Raw genomic sequence first — 17,961 nt, forward strand, 5'->3', positions numbered from 1 at the left:
AGCGGGGTCTGATCCAGACCGACCCCTCGCTGTGGGTCGGAAGCTACTACCCGTCGGTCACTGGATTCCAGCAGAGAAGACCGGCTCATGACTGCACCAACCTTCACCTCCACCGCCCGCTTCGCGGAGCTGTTCGACCGCCCGTTGCCCCGTGACCTGCGTGAAGACGCCGAAGCGATGTGCCACGACGCGTTCATCGACCGCTACGGGCATCAGCACGGCCCGGTGCGCCTCGGCAATTGGGAGGCCGTCGGCCGCCAGGTCAGCGGCGTCGGTGATTACCGGGCGACCATCGCAGTCGGCGATCGGATCGCCACCACCACAGCAGCGGCGACCGGGTCTATTGCAGCGTTGACTGCGATGCTCGCCGAACGTGGTGTTGCGATCGAGGCACTGCGGTTCCACCAGTTGCCGACGGTCGGCGGAGCCACCGCAACTTTCATCCGTGGCACCGACGGCGTGCGCGACACCTGGGCGATGGGCTGGGCGCGTGACCCTGTGCAGTCGGCGCTGCGGGCGATGATCGCCTGCGCAAACCGGTTGGCCGCGTGAACGAGTTGGCGTGCTACGAAATCGGCCGCAGCACGATCGGCATACCGTCGACCGGAACGGCCATGCCGCCGTAGTCGTACCAGGGTGTGTAGCCCGGACGGGTCAGCTCCAAGCGGTACCGGCGCAGCAATCGGTGCATCACGGTCTTGATCTCCAACTGACCGAACACCATGCCGATGCACTTGTGCGCGCCACCGCCGAACGGGGCGAATGCATACCGGTGCGTCTTGTGTTCGCTGCGCGGCTCGGCGAATCGTTCGGGGTCGAAACGCTCTGGGTCGGGCCACAATTCGGACAGCCGGTGGTTCATCCCCGGCCAGGTGACGACGTCGGTTCCGGCCGGGATGTAGTAACCGAGCAGCTCGGTGTCGCGAACGGCCCGCCGGAAGTTGAACGGCAGCGGCGTCTGCATCCGGAGCGACTCGTTGATCACCAGGTCGTAGGTTTCCAGCTTCTCCAGCGCCTCGATGTCCAGCGGTGCATCGCCGATGCGGGCCGACTCGTCACGCAGCCTGTCCTGCCACTCCGGGTTGGCCGCCAGGTGATAGGCCATCGTGGTCAGGGTCGACGTCGTGGTGTCGTGAGCGGCCATCATCAGGAAGATCATGTGGGCGACGACCTGATCGTCGGTGAAGCTCTGCCCGTCCTCGTCCTGGGCGTGACAGAGCACGCTGAACATGTCGGTGCCGTCTGAACGGCGCTTGTCGGCGATGGAACCGGAGAAGTAGTCCTCCAAGGTCTTGCGCGCCTGGATGCCGCGCCACCAGCTCAGTGGTCGCACCGGCTTACGGACGATGGCGTTGCCGGCTCGGGTGGTGGTGGTGAAGGCCTGGTTGATGGTGGTGACGAGTTTGCGGTCGGTGCCCGCCGGATGGCCCATGAAGACCTCTGACGCGATATCGAGCGTCAGCTCCTTGACCGCGGGATAGAACAGGAACCGCGGGTCGTTGGCCACCCAGTCGTTGGCCAACACCTTGGTCGACACGGAATCGATGTGGGACACGTAGCCGGTCAGCCGCGAGCGGGTAAATGCCTCCTGCATGATCCGGCGGTGGAACATGTGCTCGTCGAAGTCGAGCAGCATCAGCCCGCCTTCGAAGAACGGCCCGATCACCGGATCCCAGGCGCGCTGGGAGAAATCCTTGTTGCGGTTGGAGAACACGGCCTGCGTGGCGTCCGGGCCCATCGCCATCACCGCCGGCAGTGCCGGTGTCTGGGCGAAGTACAGCGGACCGTGCTTGCGGTACAGCTCCAGCACGTAGTCGGGACCGGCCCGGAAGGTCTCGATCAGATGGCCGATGATCGGAAGTCCGGAGTCGCCCATGATCGGCTTGAGTCCGCTGCCCGCCGGCGGCTCGGCGAACACGAACTCATCCCATTTCTTGGCCCTGAGCTGCTGCTCGATGATGCCCATGCCGGGCACGGTCACCGGCGTCGGCTTGAACCGACGGATGGCCTGGTCGAGCAGGTACCGAGGGGTGCTGATGGTCGTCATGTACCACTCCTGGGGACGGTCTTTGTGGCGAATGTCACCACATGACGTCATCCTGACTGGCACACTTGACGCATGTCAAGTTTTGAATCGGTGTGGCGGCGATGACATCGTTGACACCCATGAGCGCCGAACTTGAGGTCGACAAGAGCCGCAGCCGCGGTGACCGGCAACGCGACGCCATCATCACCGCCGTTCGCGAGCTCCTGCAGGAGCGCCCGTTCGCCGAGCTGTCGGTCAGCACCATCAGTGCCCGGGCCGGGGTGGCCCGCTCGGGCTTCTACTTCTACTTCGATTCCAAGTACTCGGTACTGGCCCGCATCGTGTCCGAGGCCATGGAAGAACTCGACGCGCTGACCCACAACTTCGCACCGCGCGAGCCGGACGAGACGCCGGAGTCGTTCGCCAAACGGATGGTCGGCAGTGCGGCCGCGGTGTACGCGACCAACGACCCGATCATGTCGGCCTGCACTGCCGCGCAGAACACCGACGCCGAGATCCGCGACTTGATGGCCGATTTCGAGGACGGGGTGATCGCCAAGATCGTCGGGCTGGTGCAACAGGACGGGGGCGCCCGGCCGATTTCCGGCGACCTGCCCGCCCTGGTGCGCACTTTGACCTCGTTGACCGCCATGACGCTGTCCCGTGACCCCGCATTCGTCGGACGCGGCGACGATCCGCAGCGTGCCTTGGAGATCGTGGAACGGTTGTGGCTCAGCGCGTTATGGGGCGGCGGCGGCAGCCTGCCTGTGTAGGGTTCGGGCATGACGCAGTGGAGCTACGCCGGTAAGCGATGCTTCGTGACCGGAGCGGCCAGCGGGATCGGCCGCGCGACAGCGCTCAAACTCGCCGAACAGGGGGCGGTGCTGTTCCTGACCGACCGCGACGATGCGGGCTTGGCGACGGTCGTCGCCGATGCCCGGGCGCTCGGCGGGCAGGTGGCCGAACACCGGGCCTTCGATATTTCGGACTATGACGCGGTGGCGGCATTTGCCGAGGACATCCACAGTCAGTACCCCGCAATGGATGTGGTGCTCAACATCGCCGGAATCTCGGCGTGGGGCACGGTCAGCACACTGACCCATCAGCATTGGCGCTCGATGGTCGAGGTCAATCTGATGGGGCCGATCCACGTCATCGAGACCATGGTGCCGCCGATGGTCGCGGCCCGGCGCGGCGGGCGGCTGGCCAATGTGTCCTCGGCCGCGGGAATCGTCGCGCTGCCGTGGCACGCGGCCTACAGCGCCAGCAAGTACGGGCTGCGCGGCCTCAGTGAGGTGCTGCGCTTCGACCTGGCCCGGCACCGGATCGGGGTGTCGGTGGTGGTGCCGGGTGCGGTGAAAACGCCTCTGGTGCAGACGGTTCAGATCGCGGGGGTTGACCGCGAGCATCCGCAGGTGCAGAAGTGGGTTGGCCGGTTCGCCGGGCACGCGGTGTCGCCGGAGAAAGCGGCTGACAAGATCCTGGCCGGCGTCGCCAAGAACCGGTTCCTGATCTACACCTCGTCCGACATCCGTGCGCTGTACGCCTTCAAACGCGTCGCCTGGTGGCCCTACAGTGTGGCCATGCGCCAGGTGAACGTGGTATTCACTCGCGCGCTGCGGCCAAAGAAAGCCTGAGCCTCAGCGCTTTCCCCAGTCCCATGGGGGAGCGTCGAGGAGCGTCTGCCCGTCGATCTGCGTCTCGCCCCACTGCTTGACGAGTTCGATTTCCGTTGCACCGCAGGCGTTGAGCCGCTCTCGCAGACGCGCCGAATGGGTGACCACCACCACCTGGGTCTGACGGGCCGCGGCCGCGATCATGTCTGCCAGCGGATCGACCAGGTCGGGGTGCAGCGAGGTCTCCGGCTCGTTGAGCACCATCAGGGTCGGCGGCTGAGGTGTCAGCAGGGCGGCTCCCCACAGCAGGAATCGCAATGTGCCATCAGATAATTCGGAGGCTCGTAGCGGGCGCAGCATGCCACGCTGGGCAAGCTGCAGTTCGAACAATCCATCGCGGACGGCCACCGACACCTCGGCGTCGTCGAACGCGGCGGCCACTGCGCGAGGCAGGTCGTCCAGGCCGGCCTCCAGGATGGTCTGCACGGCGGCGGCCAGGTCGGTGCCGTCGTCGCTGAGTACCGGGGTACGGGTGCCGACCTGGGGTTGACGAGCCGGCGCGTGCCGGTCGACCCGGAAACCGTCGTAGAAACGCCAGTCGCGCAACCGGTCTCGGACCGCAGCCAGTTCGGGCAGGGCGTCGGGATTGGCGTATTCGGCCAATACACTGCGATATGCCGGGAGGGTGCGGGACAGTTCGTCGAAACCGGAACCTGAGGCCACCTCCGCGTATTCGCGGGTGCGACGGACTAGCGTCGCACTGCGCCGCGGCACAGGTCCGGCGAACACCACCTCCCGCTTGATCTCCGGATCCAGCCCGAACATCGAGTTCGGACCCGCGTCCTGCGGCAGTCCGAGATCGATGAAGTAGCCGAAATCCGTTGTGGAGAAGCCGAGTTCGAGCGACACCGGTCGGGTCCGAGAGGTGCCCTGGGTGGCGCCGGTGCGACGCGCGCCCGTGGTGTTCTCCGGGCCGGCCCACAGCACCGACTGCAGGCCGCCCTCGCGGGCCAGCGAGCCGATCACCTCGCCGCGGCCGCAGTCGGCCAACAAACGCAGGGCCCGGTACACCGAGGACTTGCCGGTGCCGTTGGCCCCGGTCACCACGCTCAACTCGGTCAGCGGCAGGACTGCCTCGCGCAGCGACCGGTAACCCCGGATCGCGACGGTGTTCAACACGCGGGCATCTCCAATTCCAGACGTACCCCGAGCAGTCGGATGGGCCGGTCCAGGTCGAATTGATGGAGCAGGTCCAAAGCGGTCGCGGTGATTGCGTCCAGGTCGGTACCGGCCGCCGGCAACTTGCGAATCTTGGTGCGGGTGAAGAAGGTTTTGGTGCGGACGGTGACCGCCACCCGGGTGACCACGCGGCCCTGTTCCTCGACCTCGGCCAGGGTGCGCTGGGCCAGCTCGGCGACCGCCGCCTCCATCTCGGCGGTGTCGGTCAGGTCTTGCGGGAAGGTGACGACGTGGCTGCGTGAGCGTGGCACCCACGGCTCGGCGCTGACAGCGTCGTCACCACCGCCCTTGGCCAGCAACAGGATCCACAACCCGGTCGTGGGACCGAACGCCGCTGTCAACACTGTGGCCTCGGTATCGGCGAGGTCAGCGACTGTGGTGATCTCCAGGGAAGCAAGCTTTTTGGCGGTCTTCGGTCCGACACCCCAGAGTGTGTCGACCGGACGATCGCCCATAACTGTCATCCAGTTGGCATTGGTCAGCGCGAACACCCCGGCGGGCTTGCCGAACCCGGTGGCCACCTTGGCGCGCTGCTTGTTGTCGCTGATGCCCACACTGCACGACAGTCCGGTCTCGGCGGCGACCACGGTGCGGATCCGGTCGGCCAACTCGAACGGATCATCCACGGCTGCACCGATATACGCCTCGTCCCAACCCCACACCTCGACCGGATGGCCGAGGTCGCGCAGCAGCCCCATGACCTGATCGGACGCTTCGTCGTAGGCTGCGGCGTCCGACGGCAGGAAGACGGCCTCTGGGCATTTGCGGGCTGCGGTGCGCAGCGGCATCCCCGCGTGCACACCGAATTCACGGGCCTCGTAGGACGCGCAGGTGACCACCTTGCGCGGCTCGGTCGGGTCGCCGTTGCCGCCCACGATCACCGGCAGGCCGACGAGCTCGGGGTGGCGGCGGAGTTCTACCGACGCCAGGAACTGATCCAGGTCGACATGTAGGACCCAGCTCATCTCAGACGCCACAAAGCTTGCGCGCCAGGCTTTCCCACGCGTCGCCCTGGGCCGTCAAGCCGTAGCCGAGGTCGTCGTGCTGGTGGGTGATGTAGTCGGCGTCCAGCAGGGCCAGCAGCGCCGCGGTCTGGGCGTCGAGGTCCCCGGTGGTGTCGGCGGCGGTGAGGAGCATCCGTACGTGGGTGTGCTGCACGGCCGAGGGCGCGTTGTACCGGTTTGCCGGGTCGCGGCCGGCGTCGGATAGCAGGGCTCGATGATTCCAGACGAATTGCAGCCGGGCGCGCCCGTAGGCCATGAGTCGTTGCAGCGGCGATGCACCGGGCCCCAAGGGCGGAGGGCCGAACATGAACGACTGCTGCATGGCCTTTTCGTCCTCGTCGAGCAGCACCAGCATCAGGCCGGCGCGGCTGCCGAAGCGGCGAAATAGGGTGCCCTTGCCGACGCCGGCCGCAGCCGCCACGGCATCCATGGTGACCGCGTCGGTGCCGTGCTCATCGATCAGCCGACGGGCGGCGTCGAGCAGTAACGCCCGGTTGCGCGCGGCGTCGCCGCGCTCGGATGGCGCGGTGACGGTCATCGGCAGTCCCGCCCGCACCTCGGTCATATCCGCACTTTAGCTCAGCCGGAATGAATCGGACCACGGTCCGGTTATTGTGTGCAACGATCGGTTCACCGCGGACCGACGGAACACACGAACAAGGGGAATGACATGTCGGATATCAAGATCTTGGCACTCGTGGGCAGCCTGCGGGCGGCTTCGCTGAATCGGCAGCTTGCCGATGTCGCGGTGGAATCCGCGCCGGCGGACGCGACGGTCAAGGTATTCGACCGGTTGGGTGAACTGCCGTTCTACAGCGAAGACCTGGACGGCGAGACGGTGCCCGAGGTAGTGGCGGCGCTTCGCCAGGTGGCCGGCGAGGCCAACGCAGTGCTGGCGGTTACGCCCGAGTACAACGGCACCATCCCGGCCGTGCTGAAGAACGCCATCGACTGGCTGTCCCGCCCGTACGGCAGTGGCGCCGTGGTCGGCAAGCCGCTGGCAGTGATCGGAACCTCGGCCGGCCAGTACGGCGGTGTGTGGGCACATGACGAGACCCGCAAGTCGTTCGGCATCGCCGGCGCTCAGGTGATCGACGTCAAGTTGTCCCTGCAGGCGGCAGTGTTTGGCGACAAGCACCCGCGGGACAACGCCGACGTGGTCGAAGGCGTCCGGGAGGTCGTGGGCAAGCTGGCCGCCGAGGTCGGTTGATCCGACAGGCCGATGAGCCGCCGCCATCCCCGTGTCCGGATGGCGGCGGCTCATTGTGTGTCAGCAGGCGTCAGGGGTATCGCGGCGGGCGGCCACGGCGCGCACCACCGCTGTGACCGCTGCTGGACCGAGCACCGGCAGCAGCGCGATGAAAAGGATGATGACTGCGCCGGTGAAGGTCATGCCGGCACCGCGATTCGCTCGATCATCGTGACTCCAGTTCGTTGGGGTGGCTGCTGTATCCGTAACGCTATGAGTGCCGGCCGCTGCCTTCGATATCCGCGACCGACGAAAAAATCCGATCCCGACGTCCTGCGGCAACAATGGGGTGGGCTGGTCAGCTGGTTCGTTTGACCTCGCGGAGCTGTAACCCGGGTGGCTATCTTCTGGTTGAGGCGGTTTCGGGTATGCCGAGCCGCACCGGCGAGATGGGGCGAGCGTGTCCGCACAGCGCGATCCTGTGCACCGACCACCACTGCGGGTGGTGTCGTCGGATTCGCGCTATCCCGACTGGGAATCGGTCTACCAGGACAACGTCAGCTGGGTGTACCGCACTATTTATGCCCGAGTGGGCAACCAGGCCGATGCCGAAGACCTCACAGCCGAGGTGTTTCTGGCTGCGCTGCGACCGCTGCGGTTGACGGCCAGTGCGGCTGAGGTCCGGTCGTATCTACGCAGCACGGCCCGCACGGTGCTGGCCGCGCACTGGCGCGAGTCCATGGGGCGCGAGATCACCGAGATCGAGGTCGATATCGCCGCGCCGCCCGAATCGGAGCCGTCGATCAGTACGGCGCCTGCCCGTGTCGCCGCGGTGCTTGCGGCGCTACCGGACAACTATCGGCGGATACTGGAGCTGCGCTTTCTGCAGACCTGCTCGATCAAGGAGTCCGCGGCCGAACTCGGGGTGAGCGTCGCCAATGCCAAGGTGCTGCAGTACCGGGCGCTGCGATTGGCGGCACAGATCAACGAAAAGGGGGAGCCATGAACGCGCGCGGATTGCGCAGGTACCTCGATGATCTGCTGCGCGGCCGCAAACCCAAGAGCTTTGACGCCGATGACTTCGACGCCGCGCAACTGCGGATGGCGATTGATCTGACGGCGGCGCGACCGGGAGCTGACGAGCCGCGGCCGCAGTTTCTCGCCGATCTCCACGGTCGACTGGCCGCTGCGCTGGACGGCACTGAGGAGCCGGCCGGAAAGCCAAGTCGGATCGGCGCCAATCGTCGTCAGGTGATCGTCGGTACGTCGGCCGCCGCTACTGCCGCCGTGGCCGCGGTGGCCGTCGACCGGGGACTGGCCGAACGCGGAGGTCCGATGCCGCCGGCCGAACCGAACGAGGCGCGCCAGGAACTGGTGCCCACCGAAGGAACCTGGCAGAAGATCGCCAACAGTTCCGACGTATCCGAAGGTGCAGTACGGCCGTTCGACATCGGCTCAGTGGTGGGATTCGTCCGGCGGGTGGACGGCACCGTACAAGGCATTTCCGGTGTCTGCACCCATCAGGGCTGCCGGCTGTGGTTCGACGCGCCCGACGACCGGTTGCGGTGCCCGTGCCACTCCACGTCGTTCGCGACAGACGGTGTGGTACTGACCCACCAGCTGCCGATCGCACCGAAACCGTTACCCAGGTTGGATATTCGTGAGGTCGACGGCGTCATCGAGGTATTCGCGCCCGCCACTTGGAACGGCATGACCTGACGGTGTAACCCGCCTCCGTATCTCACGGTGAGGGTGCGCAACGCACGCCGCCCCACGATCACGGAGGTACCTGTCGTGTCCCGACGATTCCTGGCTGCGCTATCGGGCGCCGTCCTGTTGTTGGCCGCATGCTCCGCGCCGCCGCCGCAATCACCAACACCTACAATCGATTTCGGGCCATCCGCCAGTGACACACCCGGAATGACGGGTGGCGGCTCGCCGCCGAGCATGGGATCGATGCCCATGCCTGCGCCGAAATCCAGTGGCGCCGCGCCGGCGCCGGCGGGCGCCAATGCGGTGAACATCGACAATTTCGCGTTCGCGCCGGCGACGCTCACTGTCCCGGTCGGCGCCACGGTGACCTGGACCAACCACGACGAGGAACCGCACAACGTCGTGGCAGAGGGCGGCCAGTTCCGGTCCCCGACAATGGGTTCGGGCGCCACCTTCACCTACACCTTCAGTACGCCGGGCACCTTCGCCTATGTCTGCGGAATTCATCCGATGATGCACGGCACCGTGGTGGTGACCCCGTGAACGCCGAGTCGAAGCAGATGAGCCGGCGGCAGCTGATCCGCCACACGGCCTGGTTCGGCGCCGCCGTCGGACTGGCTGTCGCCGGTGGTGAAGTGATCTCCCACGTCGCGGGCAGCTCTGGCGGATCGGCGCCGCAGCGCCCCGCCCTGCGTTTCGCCCAGGTCAGCGACAGTCACATCGGATTCACCGGAACGGCCAACACCGATGTCACCGGCTCGTTCGCCCAAGCGATCGACACCATCAACAATCTCGACTACACACCGGATTTCGTGATCCACACCGGCGATCTGACGCACCTGGCCACGCCCGGACAGTTCGATCAGGTCAAGCAGATGATGGGCGGATTGCATACGCCGCATGTGTTCACCGTGCCCGGCGAACACGACACCGCCGATGATGCCGGCGCCAAGTACCGCAAGGTATTCGGGTCCGGAACCCGCGGTGACGGTTGGTACAGCTTCGATGTCGCCGGGGTACACGTCATCGGCTTGGTCAACACCCTGAACCTGAAGAAACTGGGGCACCTAGGAACCGATCAGCTCGAGTTCGTCCAAAAAGACGTGGCGGCGCTCTCCAGCGACACCCCGATCGTGATGTTCAGCCACATCCCCTTGTTCGCCATGTATCCGGACTGGGGCTGGGGGACCGACGACGCTGCCCAGGCGTTGAGCTATCTGCGTCGGTTCGCCTCCGTGACTTGCCTGAACGGTCATGTGCACCAAGTCTTTTCCAAGACCGAGGGCAACGTCGCGTTCCACAGCGGCACCACCACCGCCTATCCACTGCCGCACCCCGGAGACGGGCCGGCGCCCAAACCGGTGACCTTGCCGGCCGGCAAGCTGCACGACGCACTGGGAATCCGGGAGGTCAGTTACACCACCGGACAGCACACCCTGGCGCTCAAAGAGCAGATGTTGTCGTGATGCTGCCGTGGGCGACTACGGCTTTGGTGTGAGTTCGGAATGTCGATGTAGGAACGACGTTTCGACTCGCAGTACGTTCTCGTGGTCAAGACCGCCGGCGTAGACGTCGTAATGGCCACCGCGGCTTCGGTACAACTCTCCTCGGGGCGCGTTCGCGGCCACGCTCAGCGCCGGCCGAGTGGGCGCCATGGTGTCGTGCTCGGCCACCACCATCAGCAGCGGGCAGCGGGCATTCCCGGCGTGTTTGACCGGTCGGTGCACCGTCACATCCAGCAGCGACCGGGCGGTGATCTCGTTGGACCACGAACCGTCTCCGGGGTCGAGTCTGTCCATGCCGACCATTGCGTCGTCGGTCGCGATCACGCCGAATTGTCCTGGGGGGACACTGATCGGTAGGTACCGCGGGCGCCGGCCAAACACCGACCCGGCCAGGTCCGCCAGTGCTTGTGCGGTCAGGCGCAGCGCGCGGGTCGGCGGGATCTTGGTCAGCCCGGCCGGACCGTCCACCAGCGGGCACTGGGCAATCGCGCCGGCCAGGCCAGGTTCGCTGGCCGCCAGCTCGACGATGTGCATCCCGGCAAATGAGGTGCCCCACACGAATATTCGCGTCGCGTCGAATTCCTCTTGGTTGCGTGCCCACATCAGCGCACTGCGGTAGTCCTCCAGCTGCCGACGGATCGAGAGGAACTGCCTTGGCTCGCCCGTGGATTCGCCCCAGTGACGGTAGTCGAACACCACGGCCGCGAATCCTTCGCGCGCGAATCTTTCTGCGAACGGGGCCAATCCACCGGCCTTGATGCCTCCGATGCCATGTGCCATGACGACGACGGGAACAGGGCCTTGGCGGTCGGTGTCGGGCAAATATACCCAAACATCGAGCTCATCGCCGTGTGCCGGAATTCGTAACTGGCGGCGGCTGACAGCGTGCGCAGTCACGATGCCACCGTGCCCGGTGTGATGATCTGCGCGCCTGCGTCACGGGCCAATTCGGCGCCGAACAATGCACCCGGGGTGAACGCTCCGGGAAGGCCCCGGCCGTCGCTCAGCCGCGTGGCGGTGTGGGCGGCGACCCTGGCGGTGAAGCCGTAGCCTTCGCCGGTCCGCAGCCATGCCTCACGATGCGTGCCGTCGGGCCACTCGAGCCGGGCATACGCCCACGAGACGTCGCCGGACTTGGCCGGGGGAGTCAACCGAGCGCGACTGATCAGCCGCTGCAACCCGGTCCGGATCGATCGCACAGCCAACAGCGCCGACAGCACCGGTAGGGCCGCACGCACCATCCGCCCACTGGGCACCTCGCTGGAGAAGGCCACCACGTCGTCGGCGCCCGATGCGCGGCGCGCTGCTTCCAGCTCACCGGTTGGGACGGCGAGGGCCTGAATTGCGGGCAAGTCCGGCAACGGAATCCACGCGTGGTCGGCACCCAGGCGGGTCCGCTGCAGCTGTCCGTCGCGATAGCGCCGCCCGCCGTAGCCGACTGCATCGATCACACTGGCGAGCACGGCTGAGCCCAGGCCGTCCACGGTGGGCATCGCGGCCACCGTCGCGCGGGCTGCTGCCGGTTGGCCGCCGGCCAACTCGACGACGAGCGCCTCGGTGGCAAGCACACCGAAGCCTGCTCCGGTGACCAGCGTGACTCCCTGTCGACGTGCGTCGGCATCTATGTCCAGCACCGCCAGCACCGGCGGTAGCTCGTTCGCAAGATCCACGTAGTGGCTTCCGGCGGTCAGGCAGGCGCGGGCCAGCGGCCCACTCGTCTCACCGAATGGGCCGATCGTGTTCACCACGACGGTCGGCTTTTCGGCTGCGATCAGGGTGGCCAATTCGGCAGGCCCCGGCGCCACAATCGTGCGGCTGTGCCCGCCCAGCGATGCCGCGGCAGCGGCCAGTCGGTCGTGGTCACGTCCGACGAGCACTACGTCGGCGTTGGCGCCGATCAGTTCAGAAGCGATGGCGCGGCCGCCTTTACCGGTCGCGCCGAGTACCCAGATTGTCTTCATGCAGTTACGATACAGTGTGCATCGTTAATTGGTCAACGTTATGGTTCTGGTGATCACATGTCAGGTCTTCGAGGTCGCCCACGCGACACTGCTCTGGACACCGCCATCGCGAATGCGACTGAGGCGGTGTTGCTTTCGCATGGCTATTCGGCGGTGAACATCGATCGCATCGCCAAGATGGCCGGCACCACCCGTGCGGCGATCTACCGTCGAGCCAAGACGCCCGGAGAGCTCGTGGTCGCACTGCTGGTGAGTCGTTTCGGGATCGATCCCGCATCGGACACCGGCAATCTGCGTGAGGACCTGCGGGCGATACAGGAACTCCAGCGCCATTTCTTCGTCGATCCGATGGTCCAGGCGGCGTTGGCCGGTGTGCTGAGTGAACTCAGGAACGACGATCGGCTCGGCGAGGTGTTCTATGCGCGCTTCATGGAACCCCGGCGTCGGTCGGTGGCGGCGATGCTCGCCCGGGCCGCCGATCGCGGTGAGATCCCGCCGCCGTCGCATCCGGGCGTGATCTCAGACCTGTTGACCGGTCCGCTGCTGCTTCGTGCGGCATTGCCTCCGATCGGGCCGATTGACGACGTGCTCGTGAACGCCACCATCGAGGCCGCATTGACGGCGTGTGGCGCTGCCGGCTGACCGGTTACCCGAAACTGGCGGCACCCGCCCGCTTCGGTTGGGTTGCGGTCGCGGTGGCCGGTCCTGCCGCCGCCGGATTCCGCCGGGCCACGGGTCACCAATGCCTGGTCACGGCCGCTTGCAGAGGCGGTGCCAAGCCTCCCGGCGTAGGGTCGATGCGACTGAATTGGTGTGCCTGGGGGTACACGCCTCGAAAGGTTTCTGCATGACCACCGACAATGACCAGCATTTTCACGGCACAGATACGGTCCAAGCTGACGCCACGGTGACCGCGGCTCCATCTGACGGCGATGCTCAGACGAGTCAATTTCCGCCGGTTCCCGCGGTCCTGGCACACCCAGCAGTTCCTGCAAATGTTCCCTATGCGCCGTATGGCGGCGCTGAGCACTACGCACCGCAATACGGCACCCAGCCCCAACCGCAGGGACATTGGCCCGGTCTGCGGATGTCCCCGGATGCGGTAGCCAAACTGGGCCTGCCCACTGCGACCGAAACCATGGCGTCGGTTACCGCGCGCAGTGTCGCCAGACCCGCGCCGCGGCGGGGCTGGCGCCACGCCCTGTACGCCACAACCCGCATCAACCTGGGCCGCTCCCGCGACGAACTCTACGAACGCGACCTGTACGCACGTGTCCGCCGCAACGTCCTCGGCCCGTACCAGATCGGCGTTCTCGGCCTCAAGGGCGGTGCCGGCAAGACCTCGGTCACCGTGACACTCGGATCGCTCCTGGCGCGGGTTCGGGGTGACCGAATCCTGGCGGTCGACGCCGACCCGGACTGCGGCAACCTGGCCGACCGTGCTCACCGACGCCCCGAGACGAGCATCCTGGACCTGTTGTCCGACAAGAACATTCGCGGCTACAACGACCTGCGTGCGTACACTGTCATGAACGACGCGAACTTGGAAGTGCTGGCCTCGCCGCAGTACAGCCTGGCAGGCCGCGACTTCGACGAGACTGATTGGACAGGCACCGTCGAGGCGGTCTCGCCGTACTACAACCTGGTCTTGGCCGACTGCGGCACCGGCCTGTTCCACTCCGCGACCCGCGGCGTGCTCTCCACCGTCTCCGATGTCGTCATTGTCACCACCGCGACCGTCGACGGCGCCCGGCAAGCCGCGGTCACCATGGACTGGTTGCGCCAGAACGGATACGAAGACCTGGTGTCCCGATCATGCGTGGTGATCAACCACGTGACCAAAGGCGCGGCGACCGTCGACACCAAAGCCTTGATTGCGCAGTTCGAGCGACACATCATGCCGGGGCGCGTCATCAATCTGCCCTGGGACAAGCACATCGCAGCCGGTGTCGCCATCGATTTCGATTTGCTCGGTGACACCTACAAACGTCGGATCGCCGAACTGGCGGCAGTGCTGTCCGACGATTTCGGAGCGAACATCGGCCAGTGATGCGTCGGCTACGGGACCTGTGGATTGCGGCTCCGTTACTTTATGGCGCGGGGTCGGCCGGCCGGTGGTTGGGTGAGCCAGTCTCGGAGGGCTGCCGCGAACTGATCGGGAGCATCAGAGGGCACGAAATGGCCTGCACCGGAGATGATCACGGTGTGGTGGTCGGTGAAGGTCTGTTCCCATCGTCGCAGTTCCTTGGTGCCGAATGCGAAATCGGCGTCGCCCCACACGATGAGCGTCGGCAGCGATGCGAGGTCGGCAAGTCCGGCTTCGATCTGGGCGAGAAAGGCTCTGCTGGCGGTGATTTCGCGGGGAAAGACCGCGGAGGCCTCCCGTCGGGCGGGGCTGTCTAGGGCCTTTTGGTAGTGGGCCATCTGTCTGCCGGTGGGTTTGGTCAGCCGGTGCCCGATGGGGATCATGACGTTGACGAACAGGTTGAGCTGCCGAATCGCCAGGCGTCCGATCAGGCTGCCCATCACGTGGGACATGACCTGTATCAGTGGGTCGCTGACCGGCCATGCCCACGTGTTGGTCAACACCAGCCGGTCGAAGGCCCGAGGGTGTTGTTGCATTGTCGCCAACCCGATTGGACCGCCCCAGTCGTGAGCCACCAGTGTGATGCCGGTCAGCGCAAGGCATTCCGCGAACGCGCTGATTACCTGGGCGTGGTCGGCGGGTAGATATCGGTATCCCGGCGCCGCCGACGAGAGTCCGAAACCGGGGTAATCGACGGCGATGCAACGGTATTCGTGCCGCAGGGATTCGATGACTTTGGCGTAGTCGAATGACCAGGCGGGGTTGCCGTGCAGAAACAGCAGCGTCGGTCCTGAACCTTCATCGATGTAGTGCACGCGGTGCCCGTCGATTGTGATGAATCGGCTTTCAAACGGGAACAACTCGTCGTCGACCCAGGCGGGTCGCTCGGTGACGGTCATGGTTACCCTCTCCACGTTGCTATGCTTGGTATAGTCAAGTCAGCTTTAAAAAGTCAAGGAGTTGGGGTGGGTCGAAGTTACGGGCAGTACTGCGGGCTGGCTCGCGCGCTCGATGTGGTGGGCGAACGATGGAATCTGCTCATCGTCCGCCAGTTGCTCATTGCGCCGGCTCGCTATCAGGAGCTGCGCGAGGGAATTCCCGGCGTTGCCACCAACTTGCTGGCTGATCGGCTCCGCGATCTGGAATCTGCCGGTGTGATCGAGCGGCGGTTGACCGATGACAGCAGGGCGATCACGTACGTCCTCACCGCGTGGGGCGCCCAGTTGCGCGAGCCGATCGAGGGTCTGATCCGCTGGTCCACACCGATGATGATCCGCGGGCCCGAAGGCGACAGCTTCCGCGCTGATGGGCTCCTGGTCGCCCTGCCCGCGCTGCTTGGCGTTCGAGTGCCACCCCGTCGATCAGTGACTGTGGGGGTGGCCGTCGACGACGACCTCATCCAGATCCGTTCTACCCGTACAGGTTTCAATGTGACGGCCCCCGATGGCCGCGAGCTTGATGTCATCGTCAGTGGCGAGGGTCAGATCATTCTCGGGTTGGCCGCAGGTGTGTTGGCCCTGGACCATGTTGTGGGGCTCGTTGGCATCGACGGTGATGAATCTGCCGCGCGAGCCATCTTCGATGCTCCCCGCCGCCCTGGCGCCGAGACGCCGCCCTGGCTCACGCTCGGAGATGCCACTATCGGCGCCGGACTCCCGGAGTAAGCGGCGCGCGGCCGATCAGCGCTCGATGCCGATCTCGTCGAAATCGAGTGCCAGCAAGGTTGGTCGGGACGGGGCCCGCCCGCCGGGACCCCGTGGGCGCACTCGCCGCCTGGTAGGGAAGATCAGTCCACCGAACGGGCGGTGTCGGTCGCAGTACAGCGCCGCTGTGGCCCAGCGGCCGACGGGTTCTGCGACGAAGTCGTGCCGGCGGATCAGGCCATCGGCGTCGATGTAGAACGTCTGCTGCCGGCAGTGGGTGTCGATCTCTGCAGGGAACGTCGCATGCAGTCGGCGCCAACTCTCGCCAGAGCGCTGCCGCGGTCGGCCTTCCGTGACGGTGATGTCGTCGCGGGTGATCAGCAGTGGTGCGGTCAGATAGTTCCAGAAGGCGTATCCGGCGAAGTAGGTCAGATCGAGCGGATCCCAATGCACGTTGCGACGCACGCCGCTCAGCCCGAAAAACGCCGAACGCGGGTCGGTTCGACTGTCGATGAGTTGCCCGTCGCGAGTTTCAATCCGCACCTCGCCCCGGTCGAACACCGCACGCTCGCCGATATGCGGAAAGTCGTGCAGGACGGTGCGCCGCTCGGCTGGCTGGACCGTAACGGTGAAGCGTGCCAGCTTGTTGCTGGGAAAGCGTTGTGGCAGAAGGCCGCCGATGCGTCCGTGTGCCGTGATCGCGGATATGGACTGCCAACCCTGTGCGCCGCCGTGCGCGGTGAGAACTTCCTCGAGTAATGCGCTCATCCAGCCCGCCGCCCCTTGGCTTTAGTTTTTAATGTGAACTTTATTAAAACAAGTTAGCGCATTGCTGGCCAGTGCCGAAGGGGAGGCAACATTGCTGCTACGGACTTTCACTGGCTGCGGCCGGCTCGCTACCTCACGCCGTCCTTCTAAGCCGTCGGCGACAACCAGCTGCAACAGGGTCTGCTAGTGCAGTCAAAGCCCGTTACGGGTTCTCTCGGGAAACGGTCCTGAGTGCAGCGAGGATGTCGGCGACTTCGGTGCGGGTGGTGTAGTTGGGGTGCACGTCGATCCAGTGGATCACCCCCGCCGCGTCGACGATGACGACCGTGGGCATGGGGAGCTCAGCAGTGCCATCGGCGTTGACGCTCGGCAGATCGAGGCCGAGGGTGCGCTGCGCGGCCTGTGCACCCTCGGTGGGTGCGGTCAGCACGCCGAGACGAGCGGCGACGGTGTTGCCAGGGTCGGACAGGACGGTGAAGGCGAGCTCGTTCTTCTCCTGTGCGGACAATGACCCGTCCGGCTTCTGCGGGCTGATCGCCACCAGTGCGACGCCTTCGCGGGCCAGCGCCGGGGCCAGGTCTTCCTGATAGGCGCGCAACGCCAGATTGCAGTACGGGCACCACACACCGCGGTAGAGCACCAGGACCGCGGTACGCCCGGCTCGTGCGCTCGACAGCGTGATCGGGGCGCCGTGTGCGTCGAGCAGATCGAAGTCGCCGAGTGTCTCGCCGGCTTTGGCTACCCCAGACGGGATTCCGCGGGTATCGAGCCCTGCCTGATCGGCGGCAAACGCCTCCCGGATCTGGTCGGGGAGCTGGCCCGCCATGCCTGCCTGCATAGCGGCGACGCGGTCGGCGATCGTCGTGGGGTTGGTGCCGGCAGTGGTTGTCATCGATAGTGCCTTTCGGGTGGATGCCGATGCCGCACAACGGTTCCGATGTGCGCTCAACGTTCGACGGATCCCAGCCTGCGCGGGCAAAAATGGAGTGTCAACTCCAAAATGCGGACGGACTCTGTACCTAGTTTGGAGTTGACACTCCATTTTGCTGCGACTGCAATGAGCCTTGACCACGCGACAACCACGAGGTGCATGTGCTGACAGAATTTGCCGGGCAAACCGTGCTGGTCGCCGCAGGCGTCACAGGCATCTGGAGTGTGGTGGCGCCCAGTTGGCCGGCGGTATCGCCGCCTGGCGGAAAGGTCGCTGCACA

21 protein-coding genes are annotated in these 17,961 nt (G+C 65.8%); 11 read left to right on the forward strand and 10 right to left on the reverse strand.

Going from position 1 to position 17,961, the window contains the following annotated elements; translation table 11 throughout:
* Positions 1–87: 87 nt before the first annotated feature.
* Positions 88–552, forward strand: coding sequence for a homocitrate synthase (locus ABIA30_RS00460; protein ID WP_370061065.1), 465 nt, complete (start codon positions 88–90; stop codon positions 550–552).
* A 13-nt stretch (positions 553–565) separates the two neighbouring features.
* Here ABIA30_RS00460 and ABIA30_RS00465 read toward each other — a convergent pair whose 3' ends face one another.
* The gene (locus ABIA30_RS00465; protein ID WP_370061067.1) at positions 566–2,047 is read right to left on the reverse strand and encodes a cytochrome P450; all 1,482 of its coding nucleotides are present in this window, start codon (positions 2,045–2,047) and stop codon (positions 566–568) included.
* 119 nt (positions 2,048–2,166) lie between these two features.
* On the opposite strand from ABIA30_RS00465, the gene ABIA30_RS00470 reads away from it, so the two are divergent.
* Positions 2,167–2,799: a TetR/AcrR family transcriptional regulator gene (locus tag ABIA30_RS00470; protein WP_370061069.1), complete on the forward strand. Its 633-nt coding sequence runs from the start codon at positions 2,167–2,169 to the stop codon at positions 2,797–2,799.
* Positions 2,800–2,808: 9 nt separating this feature from the next.
* The gene (locus ABIA30_RS00475; protein WP_370061071.1) at positions 2,809–3,663 is read left to right on the forward strand and encodes an SDR family oxidoreductase; all 855 of its coding nucleotides are present in this window, start codon (positions 2,809–2,811) and stop codon (positions 3,661–3,663) included.
* A gap of 3 nt (positions 3,664–3,666) precedes the next feature.
* On the opposite strand, the gene ABIA30_RS00480 is transcribed toward ABIA30_RS00475, so the two are convergent.
* Genes ABIA30_RS00480 through ABIA30_RS00490 form a run of 3 tightly spaced genes read right to left on the reverse strand, consistent with a single transcriptional unit; the run spans position 3,667 to position 6,450 of the window.
* Positions 3,667–4,821, reverse strand: coding sequence for an AAA family ATPase (locus ABIA30_RS00480; protein ID WP_370061073.1), 1,155 nt, complete (start codon positions 4,819–4,821; stop codon positions 3,667–3,669).
* On the reverse strand, positions 4,815–5,846 hold the full coding sequence (locus ABIA30_RS00485; protein WP_370061075.1) for a DNA polymerase IV: 1,032 nt from the start codon (positions 5,844–5,846) through the stop codon (positions 4,815–4,817). The genes ABIA30_RS00480 and ABIA30_RS00485 overlap by 7 nt, the downstream gene beginning before the upstream one ends.
* A gap of 1 nt (position 5,847) precedes the next feature.
* Positions 5,848–6,450: a TetR/AcrR family transcriptional regulator gene (locus ABIA30_RS00490; protein WP_370061077.1), complete on the reverse strand. Its 603-nt coding sequence runs from the start codon at positions 6,448–6,450 to the stop codon at positions 5,848–5,850.
* 105 nt (positions 6,451–6,555) lie between these two features.
* On the opposite strand from ABIA30_RS00490, the gene ABIA30_RS00495 reads away from it, so the two are divergent.
* The gene (locus ABIA30_RS00495) at positions 6,556–7,095 is read left to right on the forward strand and encodes an NADPH-dependent FMN reductase (RefSeq protein ID WP_370061079.1); all 540 of its coding nucleotides are present in this window, start codon (positions 6,556–6,558) and stop codon (positions 7,093–7,095) included.
* A gap of 60 nt (positions 7,096–7,155) precedes the next feature.
* Here ABIA30_RS00495 and ABIA30_RS00500 read toward each other — a convergent pair whose 3' ends face one another.
* Complete coding sequence (locus tag ABIA30_RS00500) at positions 7,156–7,278, reverse strand: hypothetical protein (RefSeq protein ID WP_370061081.1); 123 nt, start codon at positions 7,276–7,278, stop codon at positions 7,156–7,158.
* A 256-nt stretch (positions 7,279–7,534) separates the two neighbouring features.
* Between ABIA30_RS00500 and ABIA30_RS00505 the strand changes: the two genes are divergently transcribed.
* From ABIA30_RS00505 to ABIA30_RS00520, 4 genes are all read left to right on the forward strand, one after another.
* Positions 7,535–8,080, forward strand: a complete 546-nt coding sequence (locus tag ABIA30_RS00505; protein ID WP_370061082.1) for an RNA polymerase sigma factor — start codon at positions 7,535–7,537, stop codon at positions 8,078–8,080.
* Entirely contained in the window at positions 8,077–8,793 is a 717-nt protein-coding gene (locus ABIA30_RS00510) for a Rieske (2Fe-2S) protein (RefSeq protein ID WP_370061084.1), read from the forward strand. Before ABIA30_RS00505 ends, ABIA30_RS00510 begins: the two co-directional genes overlap by 4 nt.
* A 228-nt stretch (positions 8,794–9,021) precedes the next feature.
* Complete coding sequence (locus ABIA30_RS00515) at positions 9,022–9,330, forward strand: cupredoxin family copper-binding protein (protein WP_370063181.1); 309 nt, start codon at positions 9,022–9,024, stop codon at positions 9,328–9,330.
* A gap of 17 nt (positions 9,331–9,347) precedes the next feature.
* Positions 9,348–10,253: a metallophosphoesterase gene (locus ABIA30_RS00520; RefSeq protein ID WP_370063183.1), complete on the forward strand. Its 906-nt coding sequence runs from the start codon at positions 9,348–9,350 to the stop codon at positions 10,251–10,253.
* Positions 10,254–10,268: 15 nt separating this feature from the next.
* Here the strand turns inward: ABIA30_RS00520 and ABIA30_RS00525 are convergent, their stop codons facing one another.
* Together ABIA30_RS00525 and ABIA30_RS00530 are read right to left on the reverse strand one after the other, a co-directional pair.
* Positions 10,269–11,189, reverse strand: a complete 921-nt coding sequence (locus ABIA30_RS00525) for an alpha/beta hydrolase (protein ID WP_370061086.1) — start codon at positions 11,187–11,189, stop codon at positions 10,269–10,271.
* Entirely contained in the window at positions 11,186–12,253 is a 1,068-nt protein-coding gene (locus ABIA30_RS00530; protein WP_370061088.1) for a saccharopine dehydrogenase NADP-binding domain-containing protein, read from the reverse strand. Before ABIA30_RS00530 ends, ABIA30_RS00525 begins: the two co-directional genes overlap by 4 nt.
* Positions 12,254–12,346: 93 nt before the next feature.
* On the opposite strand from ABIA30_RS00530, the gene ABIA30_RS00535 reads away from it, so the two are divergent.
* Both ABIA30_RS00535 and ABIA30_RS00540 read left to right on the forward strand, forming a co-directional pair.
* Positions 12,347–12,895 (forward strand): TetR/AcrR family transcriptional regulator, encoded by a 549-nt coding sequence (locus ABIA30_RS00535; protein WP_370063185.1) that lies wholly within the window; start codon positions 12,347–12,349, stop codon positions 12,893–12,895.
* 205 nt (positions 12,896–13,100) lie between these two features.
* Complete coding sequence (locus tag ABIA30_RS00540) at positions 13,101–14,303, forward strand: MinD/ParA family protein (protein WP_370061090.1); 1,203 nt, start codon at positions 13,101–13,103, stop codon at positions 14,301–14,303.
* A 35-nt stretch (positions 14,304–14,338) separates the two neighbouring features.
* On the opposite strand, the gene ABIA30_RS00545 is transcribed toward ABIA30_RS00540, so the two are convergent.
* Positions 14,339–15,253 (reverse strand): alpha/beta fold hydrolase, encoded by a 915-nt coding sequence (locus tag ABIA30_RS00545; protein WP_370061092.1) that lies wholly within the window; start codon positions 15,251–15,253, stop codon positions 14,339–14,341.
* A gap of 51 nt (positions 15,254–15,304) precedes the next feature.
* On the opposite strand from ABIA30_RS00545, the gene ABIA30_RS00550 reads away from it, so the two are divergent.
* Complete coding sequence (locus ABIA30_RS00550; RefSeq protein WP_370061094.1) at positions 15,305–16,003, forward strand: winged helix-turn-helix transcriptional regulator; 699 nt, start codon at positions 15,305–15,307, stop codon at positions 16,001–16,003.
* Positions 16,004–16,018: 15 nt separating this feature from the next.
* Here ABIA30_RS00550 and ABIA30_RS00555 read toward each other — a convergent pair whose 3' ends face one another.
* Together ABIA30_RS00555 and ABIA30_RS00560 are read right to left on the reverse strand one after the other, a co-directional pair.
* On the reverse strand, positions 16,019–16,750 hold the full coding sequence (locus ABIA30_RS00555) for a hypothetical protein (RefSeq protein WP_370061096.1): 732 nt from the start codon (positions 16,748–16,750) through the stop codon (positions 16,019–16,021).
* Positions 16,751–16,952: 202 nt separating this feature from the next.
* Entirely contained in the window at positions 16,953–17,642 is a 690-nt protein-coding gene (locus ABIA30_RS00560) for a peroxiredoxin-like family protein (RefSeq protein WP_370061098.1), read from the reverse strand.
* Positions 17,643–17,961 lie beyond the last annotated feature (319 nt).

The organism is Mycobacterium sp. MAA66, from assembly GCF_041261665.1.
Taxonomy (GTDB): Bacteria; Actinomycetota; Actinomycetes; order Mycobacteriales; family Mycobacteriaceae; genus Mycobacterium.

Excerpts from the sequence above, each read along its gene's own strand:
- ABIA30_RS00460 (WP_370061065.1), top strand. The coding sequence starts at position 88 with ATGACTGCACCAACCTTCACCTCCACCGCCCGCTTCGCGGAGCTGTTC.
- ABIA30_RS00465 (WP_370061067.1), bottom strand. The coding sequence starts at position 2,047 with ATGACGACCATCAGCACCCCTCGGTACCTGCTCGACCAGGCCATCCGT.
- ABIA30_RS00470 (WP_370061069.1), top strand. The coding sequence starts at position 2,167 with ATGAGCGCCGAACTTGAGGTCGACAAGAGCCGCAGCCGCGGTGACCGG.
- ABIA30_RS00475 (WP_370061071.1), top strand. The coding sequence starts at position 2,809 with ATGACGCAGTGGAGCTACGCCGGTAAGCGATGCTTCGTGACCGGAGCG.
- ABIA30_RS00485 (WP_370061075.1), bottom strand. The coding sequence starts at position 5,846 with ATGAGCTGGGTCCTACATGTCGACCTGGATCAGTTCCTGGCGTCGGTA.
- ABIA30_RS00490 (WP_370061077.1), bottom strand. The coding sequence starts at position 6,450 with ATGACCGAGGTGCGGGCGGGACTGCCGATGACCGTCACCGCGCCATCC.
- ABIA30_RS00495 (WP_370061079.1), top strand. The coding sequence starts at position 6,556 with ATGTCGGATATCAAGATCTTGGCACTCGTGGGCAGCCTGCGGGCGGCT.
- ABIA30_RS00500 (WP_370061081.1), bottom strand. The coding sequence starts at position 7,278 with ATGACCTTCACCGGCGCAGTCATCATCCTTTTCATCGCGCTGCTGCCG.
- ABIA30_RS00510 (WP_370061084.1), top strand. The coding sequence starts at position 8,077 with ATGAACGCGCGCGGATTGCGCAGGTACCTCGATGATCTGCTGCGCGGC.
- ABIA30_RS00515 (WP_370063181.1), top strand. The coding sequence starts at position 9,022 with ATGGGATCGATGCCCATGCCTGCGCCGAAATCCAGTGGCGCCGCGCCG.
- ABIA30_RS00520 (WP_370063183.1), top strand. The coding sequence starts at position 9,348 with ATGAGCCGGCGGCAGCTGATCCGCCACACGGCCTGGTTCGGCGCCGCC.
- ABIA30_RS00530 (WP_370061088.1), bottom strand. The coding sequence starts at position 12,253 with ATGAAGACAATCTGGGTACTCGGCGCGACCGGTAAAGGCGGCCGCGCC.
- ABIA30_RS00540 (WP_370061090.1), top strand. The coding sequence starts at position 13,101 with ATGACCACCGACAATGACCAGCATTTTCACGGCACAGATACGGTCCAA.
- ABIA30_RS00555 (WP_370061096.1), bottom strand. The coding sequence starts at position 16,750 with ATGAGCGCATTACTCGAGGAAGTTCTCACCGCGCACGGCGGCGCACAG.
- ABIA30_RS00560 (WP_370061098.1), bottom strand. The coding sequence starts at position 17,642 with ATGACAACCACTGCCGGCACCAACCCCACGACGATCGCCGACCGCGTC.